Origin of the sequence: Amycolatopsis sp. NPDC101161, assembly GCF_044768185.1 — a bacterium.
GTDB lineage: Bacteria > Actinomycetota > Actinomycetes > Mycobacteriales > Pseudonocardiaceae > Amycolatopsis.
In genome coordinates, this window is record NZ_JBIWPI010000001.1 from 1,330,607 (window position 1) to 1,343,827 (window position 13,221).

Below are 13,221 nucleotides of genomic sequence, written 5' to 3' on the forward strand. Positions count from 1 at the left end.
TTGAATCACGCGACACATCATGCGACGATCGGCACCCGATTAGCAACCTATTGCCTTCCGCAGGAAGTAACCGACATGGGTTTCTCACTTCGTCAATGGCGTCGAAGCACGCTCGCCGCGGTCGTCGCCGGACTCGCGCTGGCCGGGTGCACGGTCGACGACGGCCCGGCCGCGGCGCCCACCGCCGCGGCCCTGAGCGCCGACCAGGCACTGCACGACCAGCTGCCGCAGGCCGTCAAGGACTCGGGTGTCCTGCGGTTCGCCGGCGACTCGCACCCGCCGTACCGCACCGTCGGCCCGGACGGCAAGACGGTCACCGGCATCGACAACGACTTCCAGCAGGCGCTCGGCCAGCTCTTGGGCGTGCGCACGGAAACCACGATCGTCAGCGGTCTGCCGGCCGCGCTGCAAGGCATGCTCAGCGGCCGCTACGAGGCCTTCAACGGGCCGGTCAAAGCCACCGCCGAGCGCGAGAAGCAGTTCGACACCGTCACCTGGATGACCACGCGCACCTCGTACGTCATCCCCGAAGGCTCCGCCGCCGGCATCAAGCAGGCCGCCGACCTGTGCGGCAAGCGCGTCGCGGTGGTCACCGCCAGCGTCGTGGAAGACCAGCTCGCCAAGCTGTCGGCGTTCTGCGAAAAGCAGCAGCGCCCCGCCATCCAAGTGGTCGGGCTCGACGACACGAACGCCACCCTGCTGGCCGCCAAGTCCGGGCGCGCCGAGGCCGCCGGCATGACCCAGGCCGCGGCGATCGACGTCACGACCCAGCAAAAAGGACAGTACGAATACGTCACGCAGACCGAGGAACAGGGCGCCACGAAGGACAACCTCGCGCTCTACACGCCGAAGTCCGGCAAGCTCGGCCCGGTCCTGCAGAAGGCGTTCGAGGAGCTGTTCCGCAACGGCACCTACGCCCGGATCATGCGGCAGTGGGGGCTGCAGGACGTCACGGTCCCGCAGCCGCTGTTCGACGCGGCGTCCGCGAAATGACCGCCGTGTCCACTGTGGAGGAACCGACGGCGGTCGGTGACGACGTCGCCGGGGCCCGCGGCCGGTTCCGCCCGCTGCGCTGGCTGTTCGTGCTCGTGCTGGTGGTGCTGGCCGCGCAGCTGGCCGTCTTCCTGGCCGGCAACTCCCGGTTCCAGTGGGACGTCGTCGCGAAGTACCTGTTCGAGAAGAGCGTCATGGCCGGGCTGGGCACGACGGTCCTGCTCGCGGTCGCGGCGATGGTGCTCGGTTCGCTGGCGGGCGGGGTGGTCGCGGCGATGCAGCTGAGCGGCTTCGGGCCCGCGCGGTGGGTGGCGACGCTGTGGGTGGGGCTCTTCCGGGGGATCCCGCCGCTGGTGCAGCTGATCTTCTGGTTCAACCTCGCCTACCTGCTGCCCAAGCTGTCGCTCGGCATCCCGTTCGGCCCGGTGTTCGGGATGTGGGACGCCAACACCGTCATCACACCGCTGACCGCCGCGGTGATCGGCCTGTCGCTCGTGGAATCGGCCTACCTGGCGGAGATCTTCCGCGCCGGGGTGTCGTCGGTCGATCCCGGGCAGCGTGACGCGGCCCGCGCGATGGGGTACCCGCCGGGCCAGACGCTGCTGCGGATCGTGCTGCCGCAGGCGATGCGCGTGATCATCCCGCCCGCGGGCAGCCAGTTCATCAACGTGCTCAAGGGCACCGCGCTCGTGTCGGTGATCGCGATGTCGGACCTGCTGCACTCGGTGCAGGTCATCTACAACCGCACCTACGAGATCGTGCCGATGCTGCTGGTGGCCTGCTTCTGGTACCTGGTCGTGGTCACCCTCCTGACGGCCGGGCAACGCCGGCTGGAACGCCGCTTCTCCCGTGGCCACCGGAGCGTCCGATGAGCGCGCCGGTGCTGCGGATCCACGACGTCCGCAAGGAGTTCGGCGCGGTGACCGCGCTGGCCGGGGTCAGCCTCGACGTGCACGAAGGCGAGGCGGTCGTGGTGATCGGACCCTCGGGCTCGGGCAAGTCGACGCTCGTCCGCTGCGCCCACCAGCTCGAGCCGATCGACGGCGGCGCGATGTACCTCGACGGCGAGCTGCTGGGCCACCGCCGCTCGCCGGGCGGCCTGCGCCCGCTGACCGAGCGGCGGATCGCCGCGCAGCGGCGCCGGATGAGCATGGTCTTCCAGCAGTTCAACCTGTTCCCGCAGTTCACCGTGCTGCGCAACGTGACCGACGCCGCCGTCCGCGTCCACGGCCGTGATCGGTCCACAGTGGAGCGAGAGGCCCGGGAGCTGCTCGAGCGCATCGGCCTGGCCGGGCGCGAGGACCACTACCCGCGGCAGCTGTCGGGCGGCCAGCAGCAGCGGGTCGCCATCGCCCGGGCCGTCCTGGTCCGGCCGCGGATCATGCTGTTCGACGAGCCGACCAGCGCCCTCGACCCGGAGCTGGTCGACGAGGTCCTGGCCGTGCTGCGGAACCTCGCCGCGGCGGGCACCACGATGGTCGTCGTCACCCACGAAATGGCGTTCGCGCGCGAAGTCGCCGACCGGTGCGTGTTCATGGAAGCGGGCCGGATCGTCGAGGAGGGCCCGCCGGCCGAGCTGTTCACCCGGCCGCGCACCGACCGGCTGCGTGCCTTCCTGTCCCGCCATCTGTCCGAAAAGGAGGGTGTCTCGTGATCACTGTCGGCGCCGTCGGCGACCTCATCCTGGACGAGCCCGACCCGGAGTTCTTCCTCGCCCCGGCCGCGCCGGTGCTGAAGGGGATGGACCTCGCGATCGGCCACGTCGAGGTCCCGCACTCGACCACGGCGGTCCAGCACAGCACCGACGTCCCCGCCCCGCCGGCGGACCCCGCGGCGCTGAAAGCGGTGGCCGAGGCCGGGTTCGAGGTGGTCACCCTGGCGGGCAACCACGTCATGGACGCCGGTGACGGGGGACTGGCCGACACCATCGCCTACGCCCGCGCGGCGGGGATGCGGACGACCGGTGCCGGGCCGGACCTCGCGCGGGCCCGGCGGCCGGCGATCGTCGAACGCGGTGGCCTGCGCGTCGGCGTGCTGTCGTACAACTGCGTCGGCCCGCGCGAATCCTGGGCCACGTCTCGCAAACCCGGCTGTGCGTACGTGCACGTCCTCACCCACTACGAGCTCGACCACGCGAGCCCGGGCGGACCGCCGAAGATCTACACCTTCGCCGACCCGGACAGCCTGGAGGCGATGGCCGACGACGTCCGCCGCCTCCGGGCCGAAGCCGACGTCGTGGTGGTGGCGCTGCACAAGGGCGTCGGGCACACGCCGGTCGTCGTCGCGATGTACGAGAGCCCGGTCGCCCGCGCGGCCATCGACGCCGGCGCCGACGCGGTGTTCTCCCACCACCCGCACATCATGCGCGGCATCGAAGTCCACAGAGGACGGCCGATCTTCCACGGCCTCGGCAACTTCGCCACCGTCACCCACGCCTTGACGCCGGGCGCGGGCGTGGGTGCGGACGAACTGCGCGCGTGGGCCGAACGCCGCACCAAGCTCTACGGCTTCGCCCCCGACCCGGACATGCCGTTCTTCCCGTTCCACCCCGAGAGCCGCAACACTGCGATCGCCTTCTGCCGCTTCGACGAGACCGGGTTGCGCGAAGCCGGGTTCGTGCCGTGCTGGATCGACGACCACGGCCGGCCGGTCCCGGTCGGCGGCACACCGGAAGGCGAGGCCGTGGCGAAGTACATCGAGGACATCACCCGTGGTGCGAACCTCAACGGCCGGTTCACCACCCGCGGCACCGAAGTGCTCGTCGATCTCTCCGAAGGGATTTCCGCATGACCGACCAGCCACTGGCCGGCCGCACCGTCGTCGACCTGACCACCGCGCTCGCCGGGCCGTACGCGACGCTGCTGCTCGCCGGCCTCGGCGCCACCGTGATCAAGGTCGAGAACCCGGCCACGGGCGGGGATTCGTCGCGCAACAACGCGCCTTACGTCGGCCGCGACGGGCTGAACCTCGCCCGCAAGCACGAGGACGACCTCTCGGTGTCGATGCTGCTGCGCGGCCGCAACAAGCTCAGCGTGACCCTCGACCTGAAGAACCCGCGGTCCCGCGCGGTGTTCACCGACCTCGTCCGCGACGCCGACGTGCTCGTCGAGAACTACAGCCCCGGCGTCACCGACCGGCTCGGCATCTCCTACGACCACGTCCGGGAAATCAACCCGCGGCTCGTCTACACCTCGATCAGCGGGTTCGGCGCCCAGGGCGGCCCGGGGTCCGGCAAGGCGATGGACTCGATCATCCAGGCGCTGAGCGGCGTGATGATGACCGCCGGCGAGCCCGACGAGGGCCCGGTCCGCTTCGGCCTGCCGATCGGCGACCTCCTCGCCCCGCTGTTCGCCGTGGTCGGCACGGTGTCCGCGCTGCTGCAGGCCGAGCACACCGGTGAGGGCCAGCATGTCGACGTCTCCATGCTCGGCGCGCTGACCTCGCTGGTCGCGTGCGAGCCGTTCGACGCCTTCGACGCGGTCGGCCTGCCCCAGCGCACCGGGTCGATGGTGCCGCGGCTGGCGCCGTTCGGGATCCTGCCGGCCGCGGACGGCTACCTCGCCCTCTGCGCGCCGACCGACGCCTTCGCCCACGGCGTGCTCCGGGCGATCGGCCGGCCGGAACTGGCCGAGGACGACCGCTACCGCACGCGCGACCAGCGGGTCCGAGCCGCGGACGAGCTGCACGGGCTCATCCGCGAGTGGTGCCGCGTGCGGCCCCTGCAAGAGATCCTCGCCGCTTTCACGGCCGAAGGGGTGCCCGCGGCCGAGGTCAGGGAGCCGCGTGAGGCGCTACGCGACCCGCTGGTCCTGGCGCGCGAGGAAGTCGTCCCGCTGCGGCACCCGCGGCACGGCGACGTGGCCGACCTGGCCGGAACCGGCGTGCCGATCCGGTTCTCCGCGGCCCGCGTCTCCCTCGACCGGCCCGCGCCGGGGCTGGGGGAGCACAACGAGCACGTCTACCGCGAGCTGCTCGGCTACACCGAAGAGCAGCTGGCGGACCTCGTCGCGGAGGCGGTCATTTGAGCACCGTCGGGTACGTCGGCGCCGACGTCCCGGTCGAGCTGATCACCGCGGCGGGACTACGGCCCCTGCGGCTGACCGGGAAGCCGGGTGAGGGCAGCACGCTCGGCGACCGCTACCTCGGCCGCGGCGTCGACCCGGTCGCCCGGTCGGTCCTGACGCGGATCCTCACCGAGGACTACGGCCCGCTCGAAGCGATCGTCGTCTCGCGCGACTGCGAAGCGTCCTTGCGGCTGTTCTACGCCTTGCGCGAGCTGCACCGCGTCGAACCGGCGCTGGGGCTGCCGCCGGTGCGCCTGGTCGACGTCCTGCACCTGCCGCACCACACGACCACCCGGTACGTCCACGCGAAGATCGCCCAGCTGCGCGAGTGGCTGAGCCGGTGGCACCCCATCGGCGACGACGACCTGGCCGCAGCCATCACCGCGCACGACACGCTGCGGCGGTCGCTCGGGCGGCTGGCCGACCTGCGCCGGGCGAACCGGTTGAGCGGCACCCGGTTCCTCGAGGTCGTCGCCGAGACCACCGCGTTGCCGGTCACCGAAGCCATCACGCTCGTCGACGGCGTATCCGCCGACCCGCGTGAGACCGAAGGGGTGCGGCTGTTCCTCACCGGGAGTTCCCACGACGGCCCGGACGTGTACGAAACGCTGGAGCGCAACGGGTTCCTCGTCGTGGGGGAGGACCACGACTGGGGCGAGCTGCTCTTCGCGCGCACCTGCGCGGCACCGACGGAACTCGCGCTCGCCGAGCGTTACCAGTACAACGGCCCGTCGGCGCCGCGCGCGTCGATCCGGCAGCGCGCCGCGCACACCGCCGCGGCCGCCCGTGCTTGCGGTGCGGAGGTCCTGCTCTCCTACGCGCGCGTCCACGACGACGCTCCGCCGTGGGACTTCCCCGGGCAGCGGGCCGCGACGGGACTGCGCGCGGTTCTGGCGGAGCGCCAGCCGTACGGCGAGCTGACTCCCGAGGCGCTGGCGGCACTGGTCCCGGCCGGAGCGGCGGCATGACGGCCCGGCTGGCGTCGGCGACCACCGCGACCGCCTACCAGCGCGAGTGGTTCGCCCGGGTGCGTGACGAAGGTGGCCCCCTGGCGTTGGTCAACGCGGACGCGCCGCAGGAGATCTTCCGCGCTATGGGCATCCCGTACGTCGTCAACCAGTGGTGGGCCTCGATCGTCGCGGCGAAACGCCAGACCCAGCGCTACCTCGGCCTGCTGCGCGAACGCGGCTACCCCGACTACGTCGAGCAGTACAGCGCGACTTCACTGGCGTCCGCGTTCGAGGACGATGCCGGCCAGGCGCCGTGGGGCGGCCTGCCGACGCCGTCGATCGTGCTCGGCGAGACGACCGGGGACGCGTCCCGCAAGATCTTCGACGTCTGGGACGCCCAGCCCGGCGTCACGTACTACCCGCTGGAAAGCGCGGCGGAGAACGAGGTTCCGGAGCGGTGGTGGGAGCTGATGCCGCACCGCTGGGAGGAGGCCATCGGCGGCGATCGCCTCGACCTGCTGACCGGCGAGCTGACCGGGCTCATCCGGTTCCTCGAGCAGACCACCGGCCGGGTGTTCTCCGAGACGCGCTTCCGCGAGGTCCTGGACCTGGTCAACGAGCAGCAGGAGTGGAACCGCCGCACCCGCGACCTGATCGCCGCGGCCCGGCCGTGCCCGATCGCCGTCACCGACGGCATCCCGAGCGTCATGGTGCCGCAGTGGCACCGCGGCACCGAGTGGGCGCGGGACGCGGCCCGCGCGTTCCACGACGAGGTGCGCGACCGGGTCGACACCGGCGTCGCGGCGTGCCCGGACGAGCGGCTGCGGCTGATGTGGATCGGCCGCGGGCTGTGGTTCGACCTCGACTTCTACCGGCGGTTCCAGGAGTCGCACGGCGCGGTGTTCGTGTGGTCGATGTACCTGGCCATCGCCGCCGACGGCTACCTGCGCTACGGCGACGACCCGCTGCGCGCGCTGGCTGCCCGCTTCGCCGCGTTCAGCGACCAGCTCTACACGCCGCCGTGGTCGGCGGAGTGGTACGTCAAGGAAGCCCGCCACCACGGCGTCGACGGCGTGGTCCACCTCGTGTCCGACGACGCGCGCGGCGGCTACTTCACCACCCGCGCCCTGCGCGCGGCCGGCATCCCGGTGCTGGAGCTGCACGCGGACAACGTCGACGCCCGCACGGGCGCCGACCTGAGCGCGCGGATGACCGCGTGGCTCGACGAACTGACCTGACCGTCCGGAAAGGATCCCCGTGAGATCGCCACTTCGCCGACGTAGCCGAAGCACGGTCCTCGCCGCTGCCATCGGGCTGGCCGCGCTCCAGGGCATGCTGGCCGGCCGGTACGACGCGTTCAACGGCCACCGCCGATGACCACCCGCACCGCCTACGTGTTCTCCGCCGATTCGACGGCCGGCATCGAGCGGATCGAGGACCGGCTGAACAAGCTGTCCCGGTTCTGCAGGGAGAACAAGCGGAAGCCGACGCAGACCGTCGGCCTCGACGACACGCTCCTGGCCACGCGCTCCGGCCGCGCGGACGCCGCCGGGATGACCGAGGCCAAGACGTCCGGGCCGGGCCCGGTCTTCGACGCGGCCACCCCACGGTGAAAGGACTTTCGATGGGACGCACCTGGCTCAAGCCCGCCCTCGTCGCCGCCGCGACCGTGCTCGTCGCGGTGACCGCTACGACGGTGCCCGGCTCTCCCGGCGCCGGCGCCGACGTCGCGGCCGCCCCCGCGCCGCCCGCGGCCGCGGTGTTCCACCCGGTGGTCCGCGAACCCGCGGCCCGGACCGGGGACTACGCCGCCGAGTACACCGTCTACCGGCCCGCCGACCCGGACCGGGTGCGCGGGCGCCTGCCGGTCGTGGTGTTCGGCAACGGCGCGTGCCGGCACACGAGCAACGACGAGCTGCTCACCCTGGAGACGCTGCTCGCCGCGCACGGGTTCGTCGTCGTGGCCGTCGGCGGGTTCGACGAGCCCGCCCTGACCGAGAACGGCAGCCCGGAACCGAAGGTGATCCTCGACGCGATCACCTGGGCGGAACGGGAGAACGACCGCCGGGGGAGTGCGCTGCGGACCAAGCTCGACACCCACCGGATCGGCGTGGCCGGGCACTCCTGCGGCGGCATCGAGGCCCTCGTCGCCGGGGCGGACCCGCGGGTGAAGTCGGTGCTTTCGCTCGACAGCGGATTCTTCGCCGACGGCACCCTCGGCTACGGCCGGGAGAACCTGCGGAAGCTGCACACACCGGTCCTGTTCGCCGACGGCGGTCCCGCCGACGTCGCCTACCCGAACAGCGGGGCCAACTACGACCTCGTCACCGTCCCCGCGGTCCGGGTCACCAACCCCGCCGCCGGGCACACCGGGTTCGTCTACGGCCAGCGCGACGGCAACCCCGACCCGAGCGTCCGCGAAGAAGCGGTGCGGGTGCTCGTCGACTGGTTCGACTTCACCCTCAACGGCAACCGGACCGCGCGCGGCTCCTTCCTCGGCGCGGGGTGCGGGCTGTGCACCACGCCGGGCTGGACCGTCACCGCCAAGAACTTCTGACAGGAGCGATTCATGCGTCCCAGGATCACCGCACTGGCCGCGATCGCGGTCCTCTTCGCGGGCCTGCCGGCGACCGCCCAGGCGGCGGAAACCGGGAAACCGTGCCCGGACCCGGTCTCGGCGGCGAGGTGCACCGATGGGCACTTGACCGACGGCACGCCGTACGCCTTCGCCAAGCCGGCGCGGTGGAACGGGGCCGTGCTGGTCGACCTCGACTTCGCCGCGGGCGGCCCGAGCGCGCTCACCGTGAGCCTGCTGGAGCGCGGTTACGCGGTGGGCGGCACGACGCGCACGGTCACCGGCTGGAACATCGCCGGAGCCATCGACAACCAGGCCGAGGCGCTCGGCCGCTTCGAAGCCGCGTTCGGCCAGGCGCGGTACGCGATCGCCGAAGGCCGCTCGATGGGCGGGATGGTCGCCGCGGGAGTGGCGCAGGTGCACCCGGACCGCTTCGACGCGGCCGTCCCGATGTGCGGCGGTCTCGGCGGCGCGGTGGGGCAGTGGAACCAGAAGCTCGACACCGTCTTCACGCTGAAAACGCTGCTGTTCCGCGACTCGGCCCTGCCGGTGACCCGCATCCCCGCCGACGTCCCGGGAACCCAGCAGCAGTGGATTTCGGCGGTGACGTCGGCCCAGGCCACCGCGGAGGGCCGGGCGCGGATCGCGCTCGCGGCGGCGATCGGGCAGCTGCCGGGCTGGGGCCTGGCCGCCGACGGCACGACGACCCCGGTCCCGGACGGCCGCGATGCCGACGGCGTCGAGCGGGGTATGTTCCTGGCGCTCGCGGGCGGCCCGCTGCCGTACCTCGGGCAGGCGGTCAGCAGCCGCCGCGCGATCGAACAGCTGGCGGGCGGGAACCCGTCGTGGAACACCGGGATCGACTACGCCCACCAGCTCACGATGGCCGCGCCGGAGCAGCAGGACGCCGTCCGCCGGCTGTACGCGCGGGCGGGGCTCGACCTGCGCGCCGACCTCGGCCGGCTCGCCGCCGAACCCCGCGTGGCCGCCGATCCCGCCGCCGTCCGCTACCTCGAGCGCGGCATCGTGTTCACCGGCGACCTGCGGATCCCGGTGCTCACGGTCAACGGCACCGGCGACCAGATCTCGACCGTCGCCCAGCAGCGGTCCTACGGCGCCCTGGCCGCCCGGTCGGGCACCGCGCCGCTGCTGCGGCAGACGTACGTCGAGACCGCCGGGCACTGCACCTACACCACCGGCGAACAGCAGGCGGCGATCGACCGGATGCTCACGCGGCTGCGGACCGGGCACTGGCCCGATACCGCACCGCGGACGATGAACCGGCTGGCCGAGGCCGCGGACGGCGCGCCGGGACGCTACCTGCCTTACACGCCGCCGCGGTTCAACCGGGCGTACCCCGCCGTCGGCGGCTGAGTCACTCGAACACCCCGTAGCCCGCGACGGCGTGCTTCCGGACGCCGTCCAGGTCCAGCTCCACGCCGATGCCGGGGGTGTCGGGCAGCGTGATGTAGCCGTCCTTGACGATCGAGCCGCTCCCGTCGGGGGCGTGGACGTAGCTGTCCCACACCGCCCGCTCCTCGAGCGCGTGCCATTCCTGGACGAGGAAGTTCGGGATCGCGCCGCACTGGTGCGACGTCGCCATCGTGCCCAGCGGCGTCGACACCAGGTGCGGGGCGAACGGGATGTAGTGCAGCTCCGCGAGGTTGGCGATCTTCTTGGCCTCGGCGAGACCCCCGCACTTCGGCACGTCCGGCTCGATGACGTCCACGGCCCCGCGTTCGAGCAGCTCGCGGAATCCCCAGCGCAGGTAAAGGTTTTCTCCAGCGCAGATCGGCGTGCGGGTCTGCTCGCGCACCCGGACCAGCGCGTCGACGTTCTCCGCCGGCAGCGGTTCTTCCAGCCACATCAGGCGGAACGGCTCCAGCTCCCACGCGATCCGGCACGCGCTCGGCACGTCGTAGCGGGCGTGCAGGTCGATGGCGAGGTCGACGTCCGGGCCGATCGCGTCCCGGACGGCGGCCACGCGCTCGACCATCGAACGCAGCTCGGCGGCGTTGACCGTGTGGTTGAAGGCGTCGAACTTGGCCGGGTGGCGCAGGTTGTCGATGTCGAACTTGAGGGCGGTGAAGCCTTCGGCGACCATCCGCTGGGCGCGGTCGACGCACCCGGCGACCGAGCCCGCGGGGTCGTCACCGTCGCCGCAGTCGGCGTAGAGGCGGATCTTGTCGCGGAACTTCCCGCCGAGCAGCCGGTGGACCGGCTGGCCCGCGGCCTTGCCCGCGAGGTCCCACAGCGCGAGCTCGATCCCGGACAGGGCGATCACGAACACCCCGCTCTGCGCGCCCGCGAAAACCTTGCTGCGGCGCAGTTTCTCCCAGCACCGCTCGACGTTGCGCGGGTCCTCGCCGAGCAGGAGCGGGGTCAGGGAACCGATCATCCCGACGACGGCGCCCGCGCCCGCGTCGGGATTGGCCTCGCCGAACCCGCTGAGGCCCTCGTCGGTGTCGATCCGCACCAGGGTGGCCTCACCGTGGTAGGCCACCACCGCCGTCGTGACGTTCACGATCCGCATTGCTCTCCTGCCGCTGGGTAGTGCCGAAGAACGGGACTGTCGCGAGGTCCAACTTGTCCTATAAGCTGATGACATGCCAAGGAGACAAGAGTCTCCGGACGCTGTCAAGGTCCGGACCCTCCCGGTGCAGGTGGCGGCCCACCTGACCCGGCGCATCGTCAGCGGTGCCGTCGAGGACGGCCGGGCCCCGTCGGAGCTCGAGATCTCGACTGAGTTCGGGGTGTCCCGGGTGGTGGCGCGGGAGACGCTCAAGATCCTCGCCTCGCTGGACATCGTCGACGTCGCGCAGGGCCGCCGCGTCGTCGTGCGCCCCCGCGCGGAGTGGGACTACCTGAGCCCGTTGCTGATCGAGTGGCTGCCCGCGGAGATCGTCGAAGAGCTGCTGCAGGAACTGCACCAGATGCGCGCACTGCTCGAACCCGAACTGGCCGCGATGGCCGCGGCCAGCATCACCGACGAGACGCTGGAGCGGCTGCGGGGCGAGATCGGCCGCATGGCGGCACTCGAGGCGGACCCCGAGGCCTACCTCGAGGTCGACCACGAGTTCCACATGGAGATCTGCCGGGCGGCCGACAACCGCATCCTCGACCGGATCATGTACTCCGCGCGCTGGCTCGGCACGGCCAGCCGGCGCGTCACCAACGAGGCGCCGGCCGGGCTGCACCGCGCCACCGCCCAGCACACGGAGATCTACGAGGCGCTCGTGGCGCGCGACCCGGCAGCGGCCCGCGCGGCGATGCGCAACCACCTGAGCAACAACTACTCCACGCTCGTCGCGGAGAAGAAGCAGCGAAGCAAGCGGGCCGCCAAGCGGCGTCAGCACACGGCACGACCGAGTTCCGCCAACCGTTGACGAGAACGGACTGGGCATGGGAGCACCGGGGATCCCGCCGATCCGGCTGGGGCTGATCGGCACCGGCCTCGCGGTCGAGAAGCTGCACTGGCCGGCGTTGCGCGGCCTCGCCGACCGGTACGTCGTCACCGCGTTCACCGACCCGTCCGCGGACCAGCGCAGGCGGTTCACCGGCTACAGCGGAACCGACCCGGCGGTGGCCGTCGCCGACCGGGCCGCGTTGCTGGCCCGCGACGACGTGGACGCCGTGCTGATCTCGGTGCCGATCCCGCACCTGTACGAGGTGGCGCGCGACGCGCTCGCGGCCGGCAAGGACGTGTTCTGCGAGAAGCCAGCCGGTGCCGACGCGGAGCAGGCCGCGGCCTTCCTGGCCTTGGCCGCCGGGCACCCGGACCGCACCTTCGTGGTGGGGGAGAACTACTTCTACCGAGACGACCTGCGCTACGCTCGCGCGTTGCTCGACAGCGGCGCGATCGGCCGCCCGCACCTGATGGCGTGGCGGTACGCCGGCCAGTCGGTGCCCCGGCCGGGCGGGTTCACCAGCACGCCGTGGCGGCACCGGCCGCAGTACCGCGGTGGCGTGCACCTCGACTTCGGCGTGCACCACATCGCCCAGATCCGGCTGCTCTGCGGCGACATCGCGCGGGTGCACGGTGCCGTGCAGGCGGCCAACAGCACGATCGACGCTCCGTCGGACCTCGCGCTCACCCTCGTCTTCACCGGAGGCGCCATCGGCAGCTACACCGCGTCCTTCCCCGAAATCCCCTTGCCGCCCGAACCCAACGACATGCGGCTCTACGGCACCGAGGGCGTCCTCGTGCTCGCCGGATCCGAGTCGGAGCTCCGCGTGACGCGCAGCAGCCGCGACGCCACCACCCACACGACCGTCTTCCGCGGCAGCGACAACGGCTACCGGGCGGAGCTCGTCGACTTCGCCGACGCCGTGCAGTTCGGCGTGCGGCCGGTCGGCAGCGTCGCGCAGAGCGTGGCCAACGCGATGGTCGTCCAGCGGGCGCTCGACTCCGCGGACCAGGCGGCCGCACTGGCCCTCGACCCCGTGCCCGGCGCCGGCCCGGTTCCGCTGTGGCGGCCCCGCGGTTCGGCCGGGCTGTTCGACGGGCTGCCCGGGCAGCGCATCAGCAGTTCGGCGTCCTTCGCCGCTTGAAAGACCCGCAGCTTTGAAAGACCGCAGCGTGGCACTCGCCTCGCTGTCCCCGCCGGTCGCAACGTCGCCCCGTCGGTATGAGGAGTTG

13 protein-coding genes are annotated in these 13,221 nt (G+C 72.1%); 12 read left to right on the forward strand and 1 reads right to left on the reverse strand.

Annotated features, from left to right (window positions below):
- Positions 1-75: 75 nt before the first annotated feature.
- The 10 genes from ACIRSS_RS06595 to ACIRSS_RS06640 all read left to right on the forward strand — a co-directional run bounded on the left by ACIRSS_RS06595 (position 76) and on the right by ACIRSS_RS06640 (position 9,956).
- Positions 76-993 carry a transporter substrate-binding domain-containing protein gene (locus ACIRSS_RS06595; protein ID WP_400891360.1) on the forward strand — a complete coding sequence of 306 codons (918 nt, stop codon included), beginning with the start codon at positions 76-78 and terminating at the stop codon, positions 991-993.
- Positions 990-1,865 (forward strand): amino acid ABC transporter permease, encoded by an 876-nt coding sequence (locus ACIRSS_RS06600; protein WP_400891363.1) that lies wholly within the window; start codon positions 990-992, stop codon positions 1,863-1,865. The genes ACIRSS_RS06595 and ACIRSS_RS06600 overlap by 4 nt, the downstream gene beginning before the upstream one ends.
- On the forward strand, positions 1,862-2,647 hold the full coding sequence (locus ACIRSS_RS06605; protein ID WP_400891365.1) for an amino acid ABC transporter ATP-binding protein: 786 nt from the start codon (positions 1,862-1,864) through the stop codon (positions 2,645-2,647). Before ACIRSS_RS06600 ends, ACIRSS_RS06605 begins: the two co-directional genes overlap by 4 nt.
- The gene (locus tag ACIRSS_RS06610; protein WP_400891367.1) at positions 2,644-3,783 is read left to right on the forward strand and encodes a CapA family protein; all 1,140 of its coding nucleotides are present in this window, start codon (positions 2,644-2,646) and stop codon (positions 3,781-3,783) included. The genes ACIRSS_RS06605 and ACIRSS_RS06610 overlap by 4 nt, the downstream gene beginning before the upstream one ends.
- Positions 3,780-5,018 (forward strand): CaiB/BaiF CoA transferase family protein, encoded by a 1,239-nt coding sequence (locus tag ACIRSS_RS06615; RefSeq protein WP_400891369.1) that lies wholly within the window; start codon positions 3,780-3,782, stop codon positions 5,016-5,018. The genes ACIRSS_RS06610 and ACIRSS_RS06615 overlap by 4 nt, the downstream gene beginning before the upstream one ends.
- Positions 5,015-6,025: a 2-hydroxyacyl-CoA dehydratase gene (locus tag ACIRSS_RS06620; RefSeq protein ID WP_400891372.1), complete on the forward strand. Its 1,011-nt coding sequence runs from the start codon at positions 5,015-5,017 to the stop codon at positions 6,023-6,025. Before ACIRSS_RS06615 ends, ACIRSS_RS06620 begins: the two co-directional genes overlap by 4 nt.
- Complete coding sequence (locus tag ACIRSS_RS06625) at positions 6,022-7,245, forward strand: 2-hydroxyacyl-CoA dehydratase (protein WP_400891375.1); 1,224 nt, start codon at positions 6,022-6,024, stop codon at positions 7,243-7,245. Before ACIRSS_RS06620 ends, ACIRSS_RS06625 begins: the two co-directional genes overlap by 4 nt.
- Positions 7,246-7,380: 135 nt before the next feature.
- Positions 7,381-7,620, forward strand: a complete 240-nt coding sequence (locus ACIRSS_RS06630) for a hypothetical protein (protein WP_400891376.1) — start codon at positions 7,381-7,383, stop codon at positions 7,618-7,620.
- Between the two features lie 11 nt (positions 7,621-7,631).
- Positions 7,632-8,564, forward strand: a complete 933-nt coding sequence (locus tag ACIRSS_RS06635; protein ID WP_400891378.1) for a hypothetical protein — start codon at positions 7,632-7,634, stop codon at positions 8,562-8,564.
- 12 nt (positions 8,565-8,576) lie between these two features.
- The gene (locus ACIRSS_RS06640) at positions 8,577-9,956 is read left to right on the forward strand and encodes a hypothetical protein (protein WP_400891380.1); all 1,380 of its coding nucleotides are present in this window, start codon (positions 8,577-8,579) and stop codon (positions 9,954-9,956) included.
- Position 9,957: 1 nt separating this feature from the next.
- Here ACIRSS_RS06640 and ACIRSS_RS06645 read toward each other — a convergent pair whose 3' ends face one another.
- Positions 9,958-11,115 (reverse strand): mandelate racemase/muconate lactonizing enzyme family protein, encoded by a 1,158-nt coding sequence (locus ACIRSS_RS06645; protein ID WP_400891382.1) that lies wholly within the window; start codon positions 11,113-11,115, stop codon positions 9,958-9,960.
- A gap of 73 nt (positions 11,116-11,188) precedes the next feature.
- Here ACIRSS_RS06645 and ACIRSS_RS06650 point away from each other — a divergent pair, with 73 nt between their 5' ends.
- Both ACIRSS_RS06650 and ACIRSS_RS06655 read left to right on the forward strand, forming a co-directional pair.
- Positions 11,189-11,968, forward strand: coding sequence for a FadR/GntR family transcriptional regulator (locus tag ACIRSS_RS06650; protein ID WP_400891385.1), 780 nt, complete (start codon positions 11,189-11,191; stop codon positions 11,966-11,968).
- Between the two features lie 16 nt (positions 11,969-11,984).
- The gene (locus ACIRSS_RS06655) at positions 11,985-13,133 is read left to right on the forward strand and encodes a Gfo/Idh/MocA family protein (protein ID WP_400891388.1); all 1,149 of its coding nucleotides are present in this window, start codon (positions 11,985-11,987) and stop codon (positions 13,131-13,133) included.
- Positions 13,134-13,221 lie beyond the last annotated feature (88 nt).

What these genes read in the sequence shown, in the direction of transcription:
- ACIRSS_RS06645 (WP_400891382.1), bottom strand. Translation starts at nt 11,115, where the DNA reads ATGCGGATCGTGAACGTCACGACGGCGGTGGTGGCCTACCACGGTGAG.
- ACIRSS_RS06600 (WP_400891363.1), top strand. Translation starts at nt 990, where the DNA reads ATGACCGCCGTGTCCACTGTGGAGGAACCGACGGCGGTCGGTGACGAC.
- ACIRSS_RS06635 (WP_400891378.1), top strand. Translation starts at nt 7,632, where the DNA reads ATGGGACGCACCTGGCTCAAGCCCGCCCTCGTCGCCGCCGCGACCGTG.
- ACIRSS_RS06640 (WP_400891380.1), top strand. Translation starts at nt 8,577, where the DNA reads ATGCGTCCCAGGATCACCGCACTGGCCGCGATCGCGGTCCTCTTCGCG.
- ACIRSS_RS06615 (WP_400891369.1), top strand. Translation starts at nt 3,780, where the DNA reads ATGACCGACCAGCCACTGGCCGGCCGCACCGTCGTCGACCTGACCACC.
- ACIRSS_RS06650 (WP_400891385.1), top strand. Translation starts at nt 11,189, where the DNA reads ATGCCAAGGAGACAAGAGTCTCCGGACGCTGTCAAGGTCCGGACCCTC.
- ACIRSS_RS06655 (WP_400891388.1), top strand. Translation starts at nt 11,985, where the DNA reads ATGGGAGCACCGGGGATCCCGCCGATCCGGCTGGGGCTGATCGGCACC.
- ACIRSS_RS06605 (WP_400891365.1), top strand. Translation starts at nt 1,862, where the DNA reads ATGAGCGCGCCGGTGCTGCGGATCCACGACGTCCGCAAGGAGTTCGGC.
- ACIRSS_RS06630 (WP_400891376.1), top strand. Translation starts at nt 7,381, where the DNA reads ATGACCACCCGCACCGCCTACGTGTTCTCCGCCGATTCGACGGCCGGC.
- ACIRSS_RS06595 (WP_400891360.1), top strand. Translation starts at nt 76, where the DNA reads ATGGGTTTCTCACTTCGTCAATGGCGTCGAAGCACGCTCGCCGCGGTC.
- ACIRSS_RS06625 (WP_400891375.1), top strand. Translation starts at nt 6,022, where the DNA reads ATGACGGCCCGGCTGGCGTCGGCGACCACCGCGACCGCCTACCAGCGC.